Annotated in this window: 15 protein-coding genes; 8 read left to right on the forward strand and 7 right to left on the reverse strand. The window is 73.2% G+C overall.

Going from position 1 to position 17,022, the window contains the following annotated elements:
• Positions 1–17 precede the first annotated feature (17 nt).
• The 3 genes from ACA511_RS15440 to ACA511_RS15450 are packed head-to-tail and all read right to left on the reverse strand — an operon-like array spanning position 18 to position 4,386.
• Entirely contained in the window at positions 18–1,904 is a 1,887-nt protein-coding gene (locus tag ACA511_RS15440; RefSeq protein WP_375024995.1) for an ABC transporter substrate-binding protein, read from the reverse strand.
• On the reverse strand, positions 1,901–2,977 hold the full coding sequence (locus ACA511_RS15445) for a dipeptidase (protein WP_375024996.1): 1,077 nt from the start codon (positions 2,975–2,977) through the stop codon (positions 1,901–1,903). The genes ACA511_RS15440 and ACA511_RS15445 overlap by 4 nt, the downstream gene beginning before the upstream one ends.
• Positions 2,974–4,386, reverse strand: a complete 1,413-nt coding sequence (locus ACA511_RS15450) for an amidohydrolase family protein (protein WP_375024997.1) — start codon at positions 4,384–4,386, stop codon at positions 2,974–2,976. The genes ACA511_RS15445 and ACA511_RS15450 overlap by 4 nt, the downstream gene beginning before the upstream one ends.
• A 152-nt stretch (positions 4,387–4,538) precedes the next feature.
• Here ACA511_RS15450 and ACA511_RS15455 point away from each other — a divergent pair, with 152 nt between their 5' ends.
• The 3 genes from ACA511_RS15455 to ACA511_RS15465 all read left to right on the forward strand — a co-directional run bounded on the left by ACA511_RS15455 (position 4,539) and on the right by ACA511_RS15465 (position 8,178).
• On the forward strand, positions 4,539–5,303 hold the full coding sequence (locus ACA511_RS15455; protein WP_375024998.1) for an IclR family transcriptional regulator: 765 nt from the start codon (positions 4,539–4,541) through the stop codon (positions 5,301–5,303).
• Positions 5,296–6,243 (forward strand): ornithine cyclodeaminase family protein, encoded by a 948-nt coding sequence (locus tag ACA511_RS15460; RefSeq protein WP_375024999.1) that lies wholly within the window; start codon positions 5,296–5,298, stop codon positions 6,241–6,243. The genes ACA511_RS15455 and ACA511_RS15460 overlap by 8 nt, the downstream gene beginning before the upstream one ends.
• 492 nt (positions 6,244–6,735) lie before the next feature.
• Entirely contained in the window at positions 6,736–8,178 is a 1,443-nt protein-coding gene (locus ACA511_RS15465; RefSeq protein WP_375025593.1) for a DHA2 family efflux MFS transporter permease subunit, read from the forward strand.
• A gap of 76 nt (positions 8,179–8,254) precedes the next feature.
• On the opposite strand, the gene ACA511_RS15470 is transcribed toward ACA511_RS15465, so the two are convergent.
• Positions 8,255–9,790, reverse strand: a complete 1,536-nt coding sequence (locus ACA511_RS15470) for an AMP-binding protein (protein ID WP_375025000.1) — start codon at positions 9,788–9,790, stop codon at positions 8,255–8,257.
• Between the two features lie 57 nt (positions 9,791–9,847).
• On the reverse strand, positions 9,848–10,078 hold the full coding sequence (locus tag ACA511_RS15475; protein WP_375025001.1) for a DUF397 domain-containing protein: 231 nt from the start codon (positions 10,076–10,078) through the stop codon (positions 9,848–9,850).
• A gap of 193 nt (positions 10,079–10,271) precedes the next feature.
• Here ACA511_RS15475 and ACA511_RS15480 point away from each other — a divergent pair, with 193 nt between their 5' ends.
• Positions 10,272–10,952 (forward strand): ATP-binding protein, encoded by a 681-nt coding sequence (locus tag ACA511_RS15480; protein ID WP_375025002.1) that lies wholly within the window; start codon positions 10,272–10,274, stop codon positions 10,950–10,952.
• Here ACA511_RS15480 and ACA511_RS15485 read toward each other — a convergent pair.
• Positions 10,885–12,318 (reverse strand): trehalose-6-phosphate synthase, encoded by a 1,434-nt coding sequence (locus ACA511_RS15485; protein ID WP_375025003.1) that lies wholly within the window; start codon positions 12,316–12,318, stop codon positions 10,885–10,887. The genes ACA511_RS15480 and ACA511_RS15485 overlap by 68 nt on opposite strands.
• Before the next feature lie 326 nt (positions 12,319–12,644).
• On the opposite strand from ACA511_RS15485, the gene ACA511_RS15490 reads away from it, so the two are divergent.
• Positions 12,645–13,106, forward strand: coding sequence for a MarR family winged helix-turn-helix transcriptional regulator (locus ACA511_RS15490; RefSeq protein WP_375025004.1), 462 nt, complete (start codon positions 12,645–12,647; stop codon positions 13,104–13,106).
• Positions 13,107–13,157: 51 nt separating this feature from the next.
• Positions 13,158–14,258 carry an FAD-binding protein gene (locus ACA511_RS15495; protein WP_375025005.1) on the forward strand — a complete coding sequence of 367 codons (1,101 nt, stop codon included), beginning with the start codon at positions 13,158–13,160 and terminating at the stop codon, positions 14,256–14,258.
• A 46-nt stretch (positions 14,259–14,304) separates the two neighbouring features.
• On the opposite strand, the gene ACA511_RS15500 is transcribed toward ACA511_RS15495, so the two are convergent.
• Entirely contained in the window at positions 14,305–14,823 is a 519-nt protein-coding gene (locus ACA511_RS15500) for a YbaK/EbsC family protein (protein WP_375025006.1), read from the reverse strand.
• 107 nt (positions 14,824–14,930) lie between these two features.
• Here ACA511_RS15500 and ACA511_RS15505 point away from each other — a divergent pair, with 107 nt between their 5' ends.
• Together ACA511_RS15505 and ACA511_RS15510 are read left to right on the forward strand one after the other, a co-directional pair.
• Positions 14,931–15,623 carry a FadR/GntR family transcriptional regulator gene (locus ACA511_RS15505; RefSeq protein WP_375025007.1) on the forward strand — a complete coding sequence of 231 codons (693 nt, stop codon included), beginning with the start codon at positions 14,931–14,933 and terminating at the stop codon, positions 15,621–15,623.
• Positions 15,620–16,933: a hypothetical protein gene (locus tag ACA511_RS15510; protein WP_375025008.1), complete on the forward strand. Its 1,314-nt coding sequence runs from the start codon at positions 15,620–15,622 to the stop codon at positions 16,931–16,933. Before ACA511_RS15505 ends, ACA511_RS15510 begins: the two co-directional genes overlap by 4 nt.
• Positions 16,934–17,022: the final 89 nt, after the last annotated feature.

Consider the following 17,022-nt stretch of genomic DNA (forward strand, 5'->3'; position numbering starts at 1 on the left):
GGCTCCGGCGGGCCCGGTTACTTCAGGTACCAGTACTCGGGGGTGAGCACGCTGGCCGGCAGGTTGGCGAAGGAGTCCGGCGGGCCGGACACGGTGTCCTTCCAGGCCCAGATGGTGTGCGCGTTCGGCAGCCAGAGCACGGGCAGGCCGGTCCGCAGATGCTCGATCTCCGCCTGGACGGCCTTGCGGTCGGCGCCGTGCACCGAGGCCCGGATCAGTTCGTCGGTCTCGGGGTCGCTGTAGGCGCCGACGTTGCCCGAGCCCTTGGTGTCGAAGACGCCCGACATCGTCGGGTAGGGCTTCGTGCTGAAGCCGCCCCAGGTCGACATGGCCCACTCGCCGGCCTTCGAGGGCGCCGCGGGCACGTTGAAGTTCTGGATCAGGAAGCTGAACGTCTTCGGCGCGACCGTGACCGTCACGCCCAGCTTGCGGGCCGCCGAGGCGAACGCGGTGCTCACCGCGCTGTGCAGCTGCGGCTCGCTGCGGTAGAAGAGGTTGAACTTCATCGTCTGCCCCTGCGGGATCCCGGCCCCGCACTGCGACGGCCCGGTGCCGGGGCGCTCGCAGGTCGTGGCGCCGTCCGGCACCACCTTCCAGCCGTGGTCCTCCAGCAGCTTCCGGGCGGCGGCCGGATCGTAGGGGTACGGCGCGGTGGCGACGTTCCCTGACACGTACGGCGAACTCGCCGGGGCCGGGCCGTAGCTCTCGACGGCCGCGCCGTTGTACATCCCCTTGCTGGCGATGTAGCCGGGCTGGTCGATCAGATGCTGCAGCGCCTGCCGGATGTAGTGCTGGGCGTAGAGCTTGTCGACGTTGCCGGTCGTGTCCTTGAAGTTGAGCATGATGAAGCTGAAGCCCAGCCTGGGCGCGCCGTAGACGTGGTAGCCCGCGGCCTTGAGCGCCGCCACCTGCCCCACGTTGTTCTGGTCGACCGTGGCCGCGGTCAGCTTGCCGCTGAGGAGCTGGTTGAACTTGGCCGTCTCGGACGTGAACGGCCGGAAGTTCAGCGTCTTGATGTGCGGCTTCTGCGGCCCGGCGTACGCCTCGTTCGCGGTCATCGTGTACGCGTTCGTGGTGACGTCGAAGCTGCTCAGCCGGTACGGGCCGTTCACCGTCCGCCAGAGCGGGTCCGTCGCGAACGTGGCCGGGTCCCGGGACGCCTTGTCGAGGTAGGCGTAGATCGCCTTGGCGTTCTCGGGCGAGGAGTGGTCGACGATCGGGCCGCCGGCCGACGTGCGGGACCACTGGTCGGCCGGGAGCGGGATGACGGAGGTCAGCTGGTTGGCGGTGAACCACTCCGGGTTGTACGCCTCCTTGAGCCTCAGCGTCACCGTGCTCTTCGAGGTGGCCTCCACCCCGGCGATGCTGTCGGGGAACTGGCCCGGGGTGTAGTCGGCCCAGTTGGCCGGGCTCTTCTTGAGCGCCGCCTTCACCAGGTCGATGAAGAAGACCACGTCATCGGCCTCGACGGGGTTGCCGTCGGACCACTTGTAGCCCTCCCGCAGCTTGATGGTCACGGTCTTGTTGCCGTCGGAGAACTCCGGCAGGGCGGCCAGGCTGAGCGACTCGTCGACCTTGTGGCTCGCGCCCTGCGGGAACCAGTAGAGCGGCCGGTACATGAGCCGCTGGAACTGGTAGGTCACGAACGTCGAGTTGAACGCGCCGGGCACGACCGGCAGCATGTAGAACGGCCCGGCGCCCGGCTGCTGGCCGATGTCGATGGCGCCGCCGTCCTTGGGCGTGCCCGTCTGCGCGGGCAGCGACCCGAACGTCATGGCCCCGGGCTTCGCCGCGGTGGACGCCGCGCCGCCGCCGCTGCACGCCGCGAGCGGCAGGAGCGCGGCCAGCGCCCCGGCGAGGAGCGGGAGGCGCCGCACGGCCCCGCCTTTCGTGAACAGTGTCATCGGCCCCAGACCGCCTTCGCGTAGTTGTGAAAGTTCAGGCCGAGGATCTTCTCGATCCGGCTCGCGGAGTAGCCGCGCTCCGCCAGCAGCCGCGCCAGCTCCCGGAACTGGCCGACGCCGCGCAGGTCGACGACGAACGGGTAGGTGTCGCTCCGCTCGCCGGCCGCGGACGCGCCGGCCGCCCGGCGCCGCGCGACCTGCTCGGCGAGCCGGTCGCGGTAGGCGTCCAGGTCGTCGACGGCGGTGATCGTCCCGTCGGTGCCGATGCCGACGTGGTCCTCGCCGCAGACGTCGACGGCGTGCACGATGTGCTCCACCACGTCCGCGGCGGTGGCGTGCCCGGACGCGTTGAGGAACGGCATGAAGTAGATGCCGACGAAGCCGCCCCGCGAGGCGACCAGCCGCAGTTCCTCGTCGGTCTTGTTGCGCGGCAGGTCGACGAGCGCGCGGCAGCCCGTGTGGTTGATGGAGACGGGCTGCGCGGAGATCCGCGCCGCCTCCAGGCACGTCCGCTCGCCGCTGTGCGAGAGGTCGACCATGACGCGGTGCTCGTTGAGGGCCGCCACGACCTCGCGTCCGAGCGGCGTCAGCCCGCGGTTCTCCGGCGCCATCGAGCCGTCGCCGATCTGGTTCGCCTGGTTGTAGGTCAGCTGGATCACCCGGACGCCCAGCTCCGCGAACGTGCCGATCCGTCCGGCGTCGTCGTCGACCGCGGCGGCGTTCTGGAAGCCGTAGACGATGCCGATCCTGCCCAGCCGCTTCGCCTCCGCGAAGTCCGCGGCCGTGTCGATCCGCATCAGGTCTTCCGGGTGCGCGGCGATGATCGCGTCCCAGGTGCGGATCTCGTGCAGCGTGTGCTCGTAGGGCGGGAGGTCGCCCATCGTGTAGCCGAGCGTCACGTTGATCGCCGTCACGCCGGAGGCGTGCGCGTCCGCCAGCGTGCGCGCGTCGACGGTCAGCTGCTCGCTGGTCTGGACGAGCGCGCCGGAGGCGGTCAGCGACGCCGGGGCGTTCGGGTTGTCCAGCCCGCCCAGCGCGTTGACGACGATGAAGTCCGCGATGTCGACGCTCACTCCCGCGCCCCCTCTTCGATGGTCGCCCCGGCCCCGGTGGCGGACGCCCGGTGGTGGTCGGGCCGGTGGTGGTCGGCCCGGTGGTGGTCGGGCCGGTCGTAGTCGGCCCGGTCGTGGCGCCGCCCGCGCTTGACCGTCGTGATGATGTTCCGGAGATGGCCGATGTCGTCGTGCGGGTCGTCGGCGACGACCAGGAGGTTGGCGAGCATGCCGGGGCGGACGGCGCCCATCACGCCCTCCTGCCCGGCGGCGGCCGCTCCCGCGAGCGTGGCCGCGCGGATCACCTCGCGCGGCGGCATGCCCATCGCCTCGACCAGGAAGCGGAGCTCGTCGTGGAGCGACGGGTACGGGTCGCCCTGCGGCGACTCGTAGTCGGTGCCGGTGCAGATCGTGACGCCCGCCGCCCGCGCGCGGCCGATCAGCCGCCGCATGACGTCCGGCGCGAGTCCGGCCGCGCCCGGCGCGCTGGTCGGGATCCTGGCCGTGAGGCTCGCGGTGGCGTCGAGGATCGTGCCGCGGCGCCGCATGTCGTCCAGCAGCCCGTCGACGGCGTCCTCCGGCGCGGCCAGGAAGCGCTCGTAGGCGTCCGCGAGGTGCTCGCGCTGCTGCCGGTACGCCACCGGCCGGTCGCCGGCGAGGTCGTAGGCGAGGTAGTGGGCGTGCGACACGACGTCGACTCCGGCCGCGACGACGTCGCGGGGCATCGCGGGGAAGACCGCCGCGTGCGCCCACACCCGCATGCCCTGCCGGTGCGCCTCCTCGGTGACGCGGGCGACCAGGGACGGCTCGAGGTCGGCGTAGACCTTGACGGCCGTCGCGCCGGTGCCGCGGGCCATCGCGACGGCCAGCCGGAGGTCGGTCCCGTCGTCGACCGCCTGCATCCAGGCCGTGGCGCCGGGGACCGCCCCCTGCGACACCTGCCAGGTGCGGGGGTCGTCGAAGAAGCCGGGGCCCGCCATCAGCGCCGCGTTGTGGACGTCCGGGCCGGGGATCTCGCCGACCAGCGCGGCGCGCGCGAGGTCGGCCATCTGCCGCAGGTCGCCGGCCATCTCGCGGACCGCGGTGACGCCGCCGTACAGCTGCCGCCGCATCAGCTCCTCGGCCTGCGCGCGGTTCGGCGGCGTCGACAGGTGCTGGTGGGTGTCGATCAGGCCGGGCAGCAGGAACGCGCCGCGCAGGTCGACGGTCTCGGCGCCGGGCAGGCCCGGGGTGCGGAGCTCGTCCTCGGGCGCGACCGCCGTGATCGTCGGGCCGTCCGTCACCACCGCCATGCCGTGCCGCGCGGGGGCGCCGGTCCCGTCGATCAGCGAGACGCCGCGGTAGATCACGACCTGCCCCGGTTCGGCGGCGGCGAAGGGGGCGGGAGCCGGGTCGTTGCCGGCGATCGGTCGTTCGTCTCTGTCCACCATGGCGATCGCCCTGTCTCCGTTCTCGAGCCTCGCGAGGTGAGGGGGGTGGATCCTCAATGTGTTACGTACACCGTAACAACTGTTACAACATTAGCAACGTCTGATAATGTGCGTCAAGCATCGGAAGCGCGCTCAACGCCAGTGGAGGGAAGTTGCCCAGACCGGCCAGCTCTGCCGTGGACAAGGCCCTGGACCTCATCGAGACCGTCGTCCGGGCCGACCGCCCGCTTCGACTCAGCGAGCTGGCGAACGAGGCGGGGATGCACCGCGCCACCGCCTACCGCATCCTCCTCGAGCTGGTGCGGCGCGGCTGGATCATGCGCAGCGAGGACCGCTACCTGCCGGGGCCCGTCGTGCTCCAGTTCTCCCAGGCGGCGGCCGCGAACTCACTGGTGGTGCTGAGTCGGCCGGTGCTCCAGGCGCTGTCCGACCGGACCGCGATGATGGTGAACCTGCAAGTGCTCGAACCGGACGGCGGCCGGGTGATCGACGTCGTCCGGCCGCCGCGGCTCGCGATGATCACCGACCTGCTGGGCGAGCTGCTGCCGATCCACAAGTTCGCGGGCCCGCTCGCCCTGGTCTCCGCGCTGGACGAGGCCGCCCGCGTCCCCTACCTGCGCGCCGCGGAGGAGCAGGGGCACCCGGCGGCCGCCAGGGCCGACCTGCTGAAGGAGATCGACCGGACCCGGCGCACCGGCTTCGCGCTGGAGCGCGGACGCAACGAGGAGGTCATCGCCTCGGTCAGCCGCGCGGTGCCCGCCGCAGGCGGACGGCCCATCTGCGCCGTCACGATCGTCGGCCTGGACAGCGAGTTCGACGACGCCACCCTCGGGAAGCTGCAGGACGCCCTCGCGTCCGCCACGGCCGAGCTGGAGAACGCGCTGAGCGGCACGGGCGAGGCGGCAGGCGATGACTGACCCCGCGGGCGGCGGAGTCCTCGTCCTCGACCGGGAGCAGACCAGGGCGGCGTGCCCGCCGGACGCGGTGCTGGCGGCGGTGCGCACCGCGCTCGTCGCCGTCAGCCGCGGCGTCGTCTCCGCCCCGGCGCGCGTCGCGGCCCGCTCGGCCCACGGGCTGCTCGGCGCGATGCCCGGCTACGTCCCGCGACTGGGCCTGGCGGCCAAGCTCGTGTCGGTCTTCTCCGCGGGCGGCCGCGGCTCCCACCGCGGCATCGTCGCCCATTTCGACGCGGAGACCGGCCGCCCGCTGGCGATCATGGACGCCGAGGCGATCACCGCGGTGCGCACCGCGGCCACCGCGACCGCCGCCATGCTGGCCCTCGCCCCGCCCGGCGCCACCCGGTTCGCCGTGATCGGCGCCGGCGCGCAGGCGCGGGCCCAGCTCGCCGTCCTCGCCGCGCTGGACTCGGCGGAGGTGACGGTCGGCGCGCGCGACCTGGAGAGGGCCGAGCGGCTCGTCGCGGGCCTGCCCGCCTGCTCCGCCGCCGGCATCGAGGCCGCGGTCAAGACGGCCGAGGTCGTCCTCTGCTGCACGTCCAGCCGGGAGCCCGTGGTGCGCCGGTCCTGGCTCGCCGACGGAGCGCACCTCAGCTCGGTCGGCGGCTCCGACGGCCCGGAGTTCGACGCCGAGACCCTGGCGTCGTCGTCGCTGTTCGTGGAATGGCCGGGCGCCGTGACCGAGCCGCCGCCGGCCGGCGCCTGGGAGCTGCAGGGCGCCGACCCGTCCGCGGCGACCCTCATCGGCGCCGTCCTCGACGGCCGGCACCCCGGGCGCCGTTCGGCCGCGGAACCGACCCTCTTCAAGTCGACCGGCCACGCCGCGCTCGACGTCGCGGCCGCCTCGGTCGCCTACCGGGAGGCCCGCGCCCGCGGCCTCGGCGTCACCGTCGACCTCTGACCCCGTCGACCTCTGACCACCGCCGACCTCCGACCCCACCGGCTTCTGACACCGTCGGCCTCTGACCCGCCGGGCGGCCGGTCCCGCCGAGCCACGAATTACTTCCCTCCGGGCGATGAGTTCGGGGACCCGCGGCGGTCTGCCTCTGCGGCTCGTGAAGGGAGGATGCGGTGTCGCGTCGGTCACATCCGGTTGACCTCGACTGTGGTCGAGGTCTCAGCCTGGAGGCGGGCGAGCTGGGCGGATCTGTCGGACCCCGCTGGAATACTCCCGGAGCGCGCGAAGTTTAACGGTTCGCGAAAGTGTCAGTCGCTGCAGTATTTTTGCGACTCACCCCCTGAAGACTTGCCGATGGTCCCTGCGTGCCCGCGTGCGGGGTCCCTGACGATTGGATGAGAGTTGACCGCTCCCGCGTCTCAAGCGACGGCGGATGGCCCACTGAAGGAACCCGACGCCGGCGGCGGTCTCGATCGCGGAGTGCTCGCGGTGGCCATGGTCGTCGTCCTCGGGGCGATCATGTCGATCCTGGACGTGACCGTCGTCAACGTGGCCATCAACGACCTGGCCAAGGAGTTCGACACCTCGCTCGCGACGATCCAGTGGGTCGCGACGGGCTACACGCTGGCATTGGCCACGGTGATCCCGATCACCGGCTGGGCTTCGGCGCGGTTCGGCACCAAGCGCCTGTACATGATCTCGATCGGGCTGTTCGTGCTCGGGTCGATGCTGGCGGGAGTCGCCTGGTCGGCCGAGTCGTTGATCGTCTTCCGGGTGCTGCAGGGCCTCGGCGGCGGCATGATCATGCCGGCGGGGATGACCATCCTGACCCAGGCGGCGGGGCCGCAGCGGGTCGGGCAGGTGATGAGCATCGTCGGCGTGCCGATGCTGCTCGGCCCGATCCTCGGCCCGATCATCGGCGGCTACCTGGTCGACGACGTGTCCTGGCGGTGGATCTTCTTCATCAACCTGCCGATCGGCATCGTCGCGCTGTTCCTGGCGGCGAGGATCCTCAAGCGGGACGAGCCGAAGAAGACCGAGCGGCTCGACTTCATCGGGCTGCTCCTGCTGTCCCCCGGCCTGGCCTCGCTGATCTACGGCGTCGCCAAGGGCGCCGAAGGGGCCGACTTCCTGAAGACCGAGCCGCTGGTCTTCACGGCCGCCGGCGCCGTCCTGGTCCTCGGGTTCGTGTTCCGCGCGCTGAGCGCCCGGAACCCGCTGATCGACCTGCGGCTGCTGAAGCGCCGCTCGGTCGCGGCCGCGTCCGGCACGATGGTGCTGTTCATGGTCGCGTTCATGGGCGCGATGCTGCTGCTGCCGCTGTACTACCAGACGGTCCGCGGCGAGGGCGCCCTGGCGTCGGGCCTGCTGCTGGCCCCGCAGGGCCTCGGCGCGATGCTCACGATGCCGATCGGCGGCAAGCTGACCGACCGCATCGGCCCCGGGCGGGTCGTGGTGGGCGGCATGGTCGTCGTGGTGGCGTCGATGGCGGGCTTCGCCGCGATCCTGGAGGCCGACACGTCCTACTGGGCGCTCGGCGCGGCGCTGTTCGTGATGGGTCTCGGCATGGGCATGACCATGATGCCGACCATGGCGGCGGCGATCCAGACGCTCGGCCACGACGACGTGCCGCGCGCCAGCACGATGCTGAACATCATCCAGCAGGTGTCGGCGTCCATCGGCACCGCGATGATCTCGGTGCTGCTGGCCAACCAGCTCACGTCCAAGCTCGGCGGAGGCGCCGGCGGCGAGATCGGCAGCACCGAGAAGGTGCCGCCGGCGGTCATGGAGAAGATCGCCGGGCCGATGGCCGACGCGTTCCAGCACACCTACTGGTACGCGGCCGGGCTGCTGCTCCTGGCGTTCGTGCCGGCGCTGCTGCTGCCGCGCAAGAAGCCGGACACCAGCGCGGTCGACACCCCGATGCCGATGCACTAGGACGTCCCTGGCGCGTTCCAAACCCCGGCCGGGGCCCTCGACGGGCCCGGCCGGGGTTTCGCCGTCCAGGGCCTTCTCAGGCCGTCGCGGAGGGCTTCGCGGCCCAGTACTCGTCCTTCAGGAGCCGCTTGTAGAGCTTCCCGGTCGGGTGCCGGGGCAGCTCCCGACGGAAGTCGACCGACCGCGGGCACTTGTAGTGCGCGAGGTGGTCGCGGCAGTAGGCGATCAGCTCGGCCTCCAGCTCGGGACCGGCGTCGTCCACGGCCGCCGGCTGGACGACGGCCTTGACCGCCTCGCCCATCTCGGCGTCCGGGACGCCGAACACCGCGACGTCGGCGACCTTCGGGTGCACCGCGAGGACGTTCTCGGCCTCCTGCGGGTAGATGTTCACCCCGCCGCTGATGATCATGTAGGCGCGGCGGTCGGTGAGGTAGAGGAAGCCGTCCCCGTCCACGTAGCCGACGTCGCCGAGGGTCGTCCAGCCGCGGCCCTTCGGGTCGCGGGACGCGGCCGTCTTCTCCTCGTCGGCGTGGTACTCGAACTCGGGGCCGTTGCCGAAGTAGAGCGTTCCGGGCTCGCCGGCGGGCAGCTCGTCGCCGTCCTCGTCGCAGACGTGCACTTCGCCCAGGATGGGACGCCCGACGCTGCCCTTGTGGGCGAGCCAGTCCTCGGAGTTGGTGTAGACGAAGCAGTTGCCCTCGGTGCCCGCGTAGTACTCGTGCAGGATCGGGCCCCACCAGCCGATCATCCGCTCCTTGACCGGGACGGGGCACGGCGCGGCGGCGTGCACGGCGCAGGCCAGCGACGACAGGTCGTAGCGGGCCCGGGTCTCCGCGGGGAGCTTCAGCATCCGGATGAACATGGTCGGCACCCACTGGCTGTGGGTGACGCGGTGCTTCTCGATGGCGGCGAGGGCCTGCTCGGGGTCGAACTTCTCCATCACCACGACGGTGGCGCCGCACCGGTGGAAGATGAGCGAGTACCGCAGCGGCGCGGCGTGGTACAGCGGCGCCGGGGACAGGTAGACCGAGTCGGCGTCGGCCTGGAACAGATGCGTGATCAGCATGTAGAGCGGGCCGGGCTCGCCCATGGGCGCCTTGGACAGCGGCGGCTTCACCCCTTTGGGGCGGCCCGTCGTGCCGGACGAGTAGAGCATGTCCATGCCCTCGCACTCGTCCTCGATCGGCGTGGACGGGTACCGGGCGACGCGCTCCTCGTAGGACTCGTACCCGGGGGCCGTGCCGCCGAGCATGAGGCGCAGCGGCACGTCCGGCGGGTTCTGCGCGGCGGCCTCCAGCGACGCGCCGGTGATGAACGCCTTCGCCTCGCAGTTGCGCACGATGTAGGCGAGTTCCTCGGGCTGGAGCCGCGAGCTGATGGCGGTGTAGTAGAGCCCGGACCGCTGGGCGGCCCAGGCGACGGCCAGGAAGAGCGGGTGGTTCTCCAGCATGAACGCGATGTGGTCCCCCGGGCGCAGCCCCTCCGCGCGGAGCAGCTGCGCGAGCCGGTTGGACTCCTCGTTCAGTTCCCGGAAGGTGACGACCCGCCCGGAGCCCGCCATGATCACGGCGGGCTTGTCGGGCGTCTGAGCTGCGATCTGCCCCAGGTGCATGGCCGCAACCTACCGGGCCGCACGGCCGAATGGAATGCCGTTCGGTTTACCGGCCGGTCAGACGAGCATGTGGTCGAAGTCACCGTCCTTGGCTCCGCCCACGAAGGCCTCCACCTCCTCGCGCGTGTAGACGAGTATCGCCCCCTCGGGGTCCCGGGAGTTGCGTACGGCGATCTCCCCGTTGGGGAGTTCGGCCATCTCGACGCAGTTCCCGGACGGGTTGCTCCGCCGGCTCTTCTGCCAGACGAGCCCGCTGCGTCGGACGTCCGACATGTGGTGGCCGTCCATGTCTGCCCCCTCTAGGCGTCTTGGCCTCCCCGCGGGGAGACCGCGATCCCGCCCCACCCCACACGATGGTACGAGATGCACGTGCATTCGTTCTTGCATTCGTTCATGCAGACGGTCTTGCATCTGCACGGCTTGGGGAGCAAGATAGCGAACGCCCGCCGGTGACCACTCCGCACGCCTCTGAGGTTTGACCATGACCGTTGACCAGGCAGACGAAGTCGCAGCCCCCGCCGCCGTGGGGGGCGGCCGGCCGCGGCACGCCGCCGCGGTGCACGCGCCCTGGCCGGACGCGGCCCAGCCGCCGCCCGCGCCGAACGTCCCCGCGAACCCGCGCCCGAGCGTCCCGGCCGCCGTGCCCGGCCTCGCCGGGCTCTGGCCGGCCCCGCACGCCGGCACCCCGCGCACCGCGCGCCGGGTGCTCCCCGCGGAGATCACCGCGCCCCGCTCGGCGCGCGAGTTCACCCAGGCCACACTGGACGAATGGGGCCTTACCGGCGACGCCTGCGGGGACGTGGTCGTGGCGGTGTCGGAACTGGTGACCAACGCCCTGCGGCACGGCCTGGAGGGACTCCCCCAGCCGCTGCCGCTGTGCCCGATCCAGCTCGTGCTGGTCGGCCACCCGCGGCGGCTCGTCGTCTCGGTCACCGACCCGTCGGGCCGGGTGCCCGAGCCCGCGGCGAGCGACCCCGACCGGTTCGTCGAGGGCGGCCGCGGCCTCGTCGTCGTCGGCGCGATCAGCGACGCGTGGGGGTGGGCGCGGCTCGCCACCGGCGGGAAGGCCGTGTGGGCGGCCTTCGACCTGCGGCTCAGCCCTCCGGCGCCGCCGGAGCAGGCTCAGCAGGGCCGGACCGCTCCGGACGCTCCAGCTCGCTGAGGAACGACTGGGCCCAGCGGTCCACGTCGTTCTCGATCACGCGGCGGCGCATCGAGCGCATCCGCCGCGCCTGGTCGGCCGGCTCGGCCTCCAGCGCCGCCAGCAGCGTGTCCTTGAGCCCGTCGATGTCGTACGGGTTGACCTGGAACGCGCCCCGCTTCAGCTCGGCCGCGGCGCCGGTGAACTCGCTCAGCACCAGCGTGCCGCGCAGGTCCTTGCGGCAGGCCACGTACTCCTTCGCGACCAGGTTCATGCCGTCCCGCAGCGGGGTCACCACCATCACGTCCGCGGCCAGGTAGAGCGCGGTCAGCTCGGCGCGGTCATACGAACTGTGCAAATAGTGGATGACCGGAAACCCGATCTCGCCGTATTCCCCGTTGATCCGCCCGACCTGCTGCTCGATCTCCTCGCGGAGCAGCTGGTACTGCTCGACGCGCTCCCGGCTCGGCGTGGCGATCTGCACGAACACCGCCTGGCCCGGCTTGAGCCGGTCGTCCTCGAACAGCTCCCCGAACGCCTGCAGCCGCTGCGTGATGCCCTTGGTGTAGTCGAGCCGGTCCACGCCGAGCAGGATGGTGGCGTCGCCCAGGTCGGCCCGGATCTCCTGCGCCCGCTCCTGCACGTCCGGGCGTCCGACCAGGTCGTTCAGCTCGCCGACGTCCACGGAGATGGGGAACGCGCGGGCCCGGACGACGCGGTCGTCCCAGTAGACGTCCTGCTTGACGTAGCGGGCGTCCAGCAGCCGCCGGCAGAGCCGCACGAAGTTGGCCGCCGCGCCGGGCAGCTGGAACCCGACCAGGTCGGCGCCCAGCAGCCCCTCCAGGATCCGCCGCCGCCACGGCAGCTGCCAGAACAGCTCCACCGGCGGGAACGGGATGTGCAGGAAGAAGCCGATGCGCAGGTCGGGGCGCAGCTCGCGCAGCATCGACGGGACGAGCTGGAGCTGGTAGTCCTGCACCCAGACGATCGCGTTCTTCGACGCGACCTTCGCCGCCGCCTCCGCGAACCTCCTGTTGACGCGGACGTAGGCGTCCCACATCGCCCGGTCGTAGACGGGCGGGGCGACGACGTCGTGGTACAGCGGCCACAGCGTCGCGTTGGAGAAGCCCTCGTAGTAGAGCTCGACCTCCCGCGCGGACTGCGCGATGGGGTGGAGCGACATGCCGTCCTCCTCGAACGGCTCGATCTCCTCGTCCGGCGCGCCGGTCCAGCCGATCCAGGTGCCCTGCCGCCGCCGCATGACCGGGGCGATCGCGCTCACCAGCCCGCCGGGACTCCGCCTCCAGCGGGGGACGCCGTCCGTCCCGACGTTCCGGTCGACCGGAAGTCGATTGGCCACCACTAGGAACTCACTACCGCGCGACACCTGCGACCCGCCTCTCCAGAAACCCTCAGCGATCACTCATGCCCAAAAACGGTCATCAGGAACATCTTGTCACTTCGACGCTAAGGAGCAGGAGGCTGAAAAGGCGGATGTCAGGGGGCCGGGGGAACGTTCCCGGGCGATTGGAGCGGGCCATATTCCTTTCCGCCCCAGGTGACCGGTCCTGACGCGACGGTCACGGCACCCCGGCCCGCGGCGGAAATGTTGCCCAGATCACACCCGCCCCGCGGGCGGGGTCCGGGCCGATCGCCGGGACCTGGCAGAACGCCGGCACAGTGATTCAAATTCATACCAACTAGGATCACCGCATGGACGAAGCGGGGGACGCGCTGGAACCACGCGAACTGCGCGCCTGGACGGCCTTCCTCGCCGCGGGCCATCTGGTCGACCACGAGGTCGAGCGGCAGCTCAAGCACGACGGCGGGCTGTCGCACGCCGAGTTCGAGGTGCTCGTCAGGCTGCGGACCGCGGCGGACCGCCGGCTCCGCATGTCCGACCTGGCGCGGGAGGTGATGGTGTCGAAGAGCCGCCTCACCTACCAGGTCACCCAGTTGGAGCGGGCCGGGCTCGTCGAGCGGACGGGCTGCGCGGCGGACCGGCGCTCGGTGTGGGCGGAGCTGACCGACGAGGGCGCCGCCGCCCTCGACCGCGTCCGCCCTGGGCACCGCCGCGTCGTCCGCGAGGCGCTCATCGACGTGCTGACGCCGGACGAGATCGACCTGCTCGGCGACGCCCTCGGCCGCGTGGCCGACCGCCTGCGCGACCGCTAGCCGCCCCGCCAGCTAACGTGGTCGGGGGCACCGTCCACCGGCCTGGGGGGCATGAGCATGCGCGACTTCGGGGGAATCGTCGAGCGGTCGCCCGCGCGCGACGTCCGGCCCGCCTCGGCGCGGGAGGTCGTCTCCGCCGTCCGCGAGGCCGCCGCGCAGGGCCTGGACGCCGTCCCGCGCGGCGCCGGGCACTCCGCGGGCGGCCAGTCGCTGACCACCGGCGTCTCGCTCGACCTGCGCGGGCTCGCGGGCGTCACCGAGGTCGGCGAGCGGCACGCGGCCGCCGGCGCGGGGACGACCTGGCGCGAGGTCCTCGCCGCGACGCTGCCGCTCGGGCTGACGCCGCCCGTCCTGACCGACTACCTGGACGTGACGGTCGGCGGGACGGTCTCCACCGGCGGCGTCGGCGGGACGTCCCTCCTGCACGGGACGCAGGCCGACAACGTCCTCGCCCTGGACGTGGTCGCCGGCGGGGAGCTCGTGACCTGCTCCCCCGCCGTCCGGCCCGGCCTCTTCGACGCCGTCCGCGGCGGGCTGGGCGGGCACGGCGTCATCACGGGCGCGACGCTGCGGCTCGTCCCCGCCCCGGAGCGGGTACTGGCCTGCACGGTCCCGTGCCGGGACGCGGCGGACCTGCTCCGCGTCCTGCGCGGGGTGCGCGCCGAGTACGCCGCTGGCCAGGTCGTGCCCGCGGACGGCGGCTGGAGGTTCGAGGCCAAGGCCGTCCTGTACGGGGACGAGGGCGAGCCGCCGCCCGGCACCGCGGAGACCGAGCGCCTCGGCTACCTCGACTTCGCCGACCGGATGCGTCCCGACGTGGCGGAACTGATCGCCGCCGGCGAGTGGGCGCGCCCGCATCCGTGGGGGACGGTCTTCCTGCCCGCGTCCCGCGCCGCCGCCGTGATCGAGTCGACGCTCGCCGGGATGACCGCGGCCGACCTGGGCCTCAGCGGCGTCATCGTGGTCAAGCCGCTGCGGGCCGGGCCCCTCCCCAGGCCGCCCCTGCCGGACGACCCGGTCCTGTTCGGCGTCCTGCGGACCGCCTCGCCGGGCTGCGCGACCGTCCCGGAGATGCTCGCCGCCAACCGCGCCTTGCTCGACCGCGCCCGCGCCGCCGGCGGGACCCGCTACCCCATCGACTCGACCGGGTAGGCGGACTGGAGGGCGAGCCGCCGGGCCCCGTGAGGATCTCCGGGTCTCACAGGGCGAGGGCGATGACCTCGGCGTCCGGGAGGGCCGTGAGTGCCTTGCCGGGCAGGAGGATCTTCGACCTGCGCAGGCCGCTGCCGATGACGACGTGCGCCGCCGCGGCGACGGACTCGTCCACCAGGATCGGCCAGCCGCCGGGCAGGCCGACCGGGGTGATGCCGCCGTACTCCATGCCGGTGAGGGACGTGGCCTCGGCCATCGGCGCGAACGACGCCTTGCGGGCGCCGAGGTGCTTGCGGACGACGCCGTTCACGTCCGCGCGGCCGTTGGCGAGGATCATGCAGGCGGCGTAGGCGACCCGGCCGCCGCGCTTGGCGGCGACGACCACGCAGTTGGCGCTGGCGTCGAGGGGGACGCCGTAGCGCTCGCAGAACGCGGCGGTGTCGGCCAGTTCCGGGTCGATCGGGGCGGCCTCGGCGTCCGGCAGGGCGCCGATCGCGGCGGCGACGGGGTCCGCAAGGAGGTCGCGCCGTGCGTTCGCCGGTTCCCAGTCGAGCGTGCCGAGCATGGTCGTCCCCTCTCGCGTCTTCCCGGTCCTCCAGCCTGCCACGGTCTTGACGCCGATTCGCAGTTCGTGGTCCAGTGGCTGAGCCACTAGACCTCTGGAGGTGCCCGGTGCCGTCCTCGCCGATCCCCCGCGACACCGTCGTCGACTCGCTCGTCGGCCGGCTGCGCGACGACGTGCTGAGCGGCCGCTACCCGCCCGGCTCCTACCTGCCGCCCGAGCGGGAGCTGGCCGCCGGCTACGAGGTCACCCGGACGTCGCTGAAGCACGCGATCGTCCGGCTCGCGCAGCTGGGGCTCCTGGAGACGCGGCACGGGGTGGGGACGCGGGTCCGCGACTACGAGCGGCTCGGCGGGCCGGAGCTGCTGCCGATGCTGGTCGGCACGGTCGGGCAGGCCTGGATGGCGGAGATCTTCGAGGTGCGGCGCGAGGTCGGCGCGCAGGTCGCGGCCAAGGCGGCGGCGAACGCGACGGACGCGCAGCGGGCGCGGCTGCGGGAGCTGGCCGCGCAGGTGCGGGACGCGGCGGACGGGGACGCGGCGCAGCTCGCCGAGTGCGAGGTGCACCGCGTCATCGCGGCCGCCACCGGCAACCGCGTGTACGGCTTCATGGTCAACGCGCTGCTGAACGCCTACATGACCGTCCGCGAGGGCTTCTCGCACGCGTTCGCCGACCCGGCCGCCGCGGCGGACCGCCTCGCCCCGCTGATCAGCGCGCTGTGCGACGGCGGCGCGGAGCGGGCGCGCGCCGCAGCGACCGCCTACTTCGCCAAGACCGAGGCGATCATGCTGGACGTCCGGTGAGCGCGCGGCGGACGGTGTTCCGGGAGGTCATGGAGGGCACGCTCCGGCTCGCCGGGGAGGGCGGGGAGCGCCCGGTGCGGCTGGAGCTGACCGCCTGCCTGCCGGGCGTCCTGCGTCCCTGGGGCGACGTGGAGGGCGAGCTGAGCGGGCGCGTCCAGGTGCCCGGCTGGGCGGACGGCCCGGCCGCCGGGCGGCTGCGGGTGGCCCCGGTCGCGGCGCGGCGGATCAGGTACACGCTGGACTTCGCCGCCGGCGACGGGCGCCGGCTCCGCCTGGACGGGTGGAAGACCGTCAGGGCGGCGCGCCCCGTCCGGTCCATGACGGTCCTGCCGCTCACGGTGACGGACGCGGACGGCTCCGTGGTCGGCGAGGCCCGGCTGCGCTTCGACGTGCGGCGCGACCTGCTCGGCTTCCTCGGCGGCTTCCGGTTCCCGGGGGCCGATCCGATGTGGTCGCGGTGGCGGGGGCAGGCCGGGCGGCTGGAGGTCTGGTACACGACGCTGACCGACCCGGCGACCGGCGCCGGCGTGTGGCTCCACCACGAGCTGGTCGCGCCCGCGGGCGGCGGGGTCCGCGCGCACGGGTGGGCCGCCGTGTTCCCGCCCGGCGAGCGCCCGGTCCTCGCGCGGTTCGGCCCGTACGGATGGGAGCCTCCCGAGGACGCCGCGTTCACCGCCGGGCCCGTCGCCCGGACCGGCGACCGGCTCACCGGCACGGCCGGGACGATCAGCTGGGACCTGCGCGAGTCGGGCGGCGGGCGGCCGATGCACACGTTCCCGCGCTGGGCCTGGGAGCGGGAGCTGCTGCCGGCGGCGCAGATCGTCCCGAAACCGGCGGCGGCGTACGACGGCGCGGTGCGCTTCGGCGACCGGGTGCTGGAGCTCGCGGGCGCGCCGGGCGCGTCCGCCCGGATCTACGGCCACGGGAACGCGCGGCGGTGGGCGTGGCTGCACGCCGATCTCGGCGGCGGGGACGTCTGCGAGATCGTGGCGGCCGTGTCGACGCGGCCGGGGCTGGACCGGCTGCCGCCGCTCCCGTTCGTCCGGCTGCGGGTGGGCGGCCGGGACCTGCCGTCCGGCGATCCGCTGCTCGCGGCGCCGCGCCTGCGCGCCGACATCGGCCTCCCGACCTGGACCGTCCGGGGCCGGATCGGCGACCGGGGGCTGCTCGTCGAGGTGACGCAGCGGCCGGAGGAGTCCGTCGCGGGCGGCAACGCCGACCCCCACCGCGCCGACAGCGCCGCCCTCGACTCCCGCGGCACCGACCTCACCGAGGCCTCCGCCCTCGCCCGCACCCTCCCCGCCGCCTGACCGCCCCGCCCCGGGGGAGCCCCGCGGCCGGCGGGCAGGCCCGGCGCCGGGGGAGCGAGGCCGGGGGGCCGGGGCCTCCGCCGCGCCGC

Origin of the sequence: Actinomadura sp. GTD37, from assembly GCF_041951365.1 — a bacterium.
Taxonomy (GTDB): Bacteria; Actinomycetota; Actinomycetes; order Streptosporangiales; family Streptosporangiaceae; genus Spirillospora.

What these genes read in the sequence shown, in the direction of transcription:
- ACA511_RS15440 (WP_375024995.1), bottom strand. Translation starts at nt 1,904, where the DNA reads ATGACACTGTTCACGAAAGGCGGGGCCGTGCGGCGCCTCCCGCTCCTC.
- ACA511_RS15450 (WP_375024997.1), bottom strand. Translation starts at nt 4,386, where the DNA reads ATGGTGGACAGAGACGAACGACCGATCGCCGGCAACGACCCGGCTCCC.
- ACA511_RS15460 (WP_375024999.1), top strand. Translation starts at nt 5,296, where the DNA reads ATGACTGACCCCGCGGGCGGCGGAGTCCTCGTCCTCGACCGGGAGCAG.
- ACA511_RS15465 (WP_375025593.1), top strand. Translation starts at nt 6,736, where the DNA reads ATGGTCGTCGTCCTCGGGGCGATCATGTCGATCCTGGACGTGACCGTC.
- ACA511_RS15470 (WP_375025000.1), bottom strand. Translation starts at nt 9,790, where the DNA reads ATGCACCTGGGGCAGATCGCAGCTCAGACGCCCGACAAGCCCGCCGTG.
- ACA511_RS15475 (WP_375025001.1), bottom strand. Translation starts at nt 10,078, where the DNA reads ATGGACGGCCACCACATGTCGGACGTCCGACGCAGCGGGCTCGTCTGG.
- ACA511_RS15480 (WP_375025002.1), top strand. Translation starts at nt 10,272, where the DNA reads ATGACCGTTGACCAGGCAGACGAAGTCGCAGCCCCCGCCGCCGTGGGG.
- ACA511_RS15490 (WP_375025004.1), top strand. Translation starts at nt 12,645, where the DNA reads ATGGACGAAGCGGGGGACGCGCTGGAACCACGCGAACTGCGCGCCTGG.
- ACA511_RS15495 (WP_375025005.1), top strand. Translation starts at nt 13,158, where the DNA reads ATGAGCATGCGCGACTTCGGGGGAATCGTCGAGCGGTCGCCCGCGCGC.
- ACA511_RS15500 (WP_375025006.1), bottom strand. Translation starts at nt 14,823, where the DNA reads ATGCTCGGCACGCTCGACTGGGAACCGGCGAACGCACGGCGCGACCTC.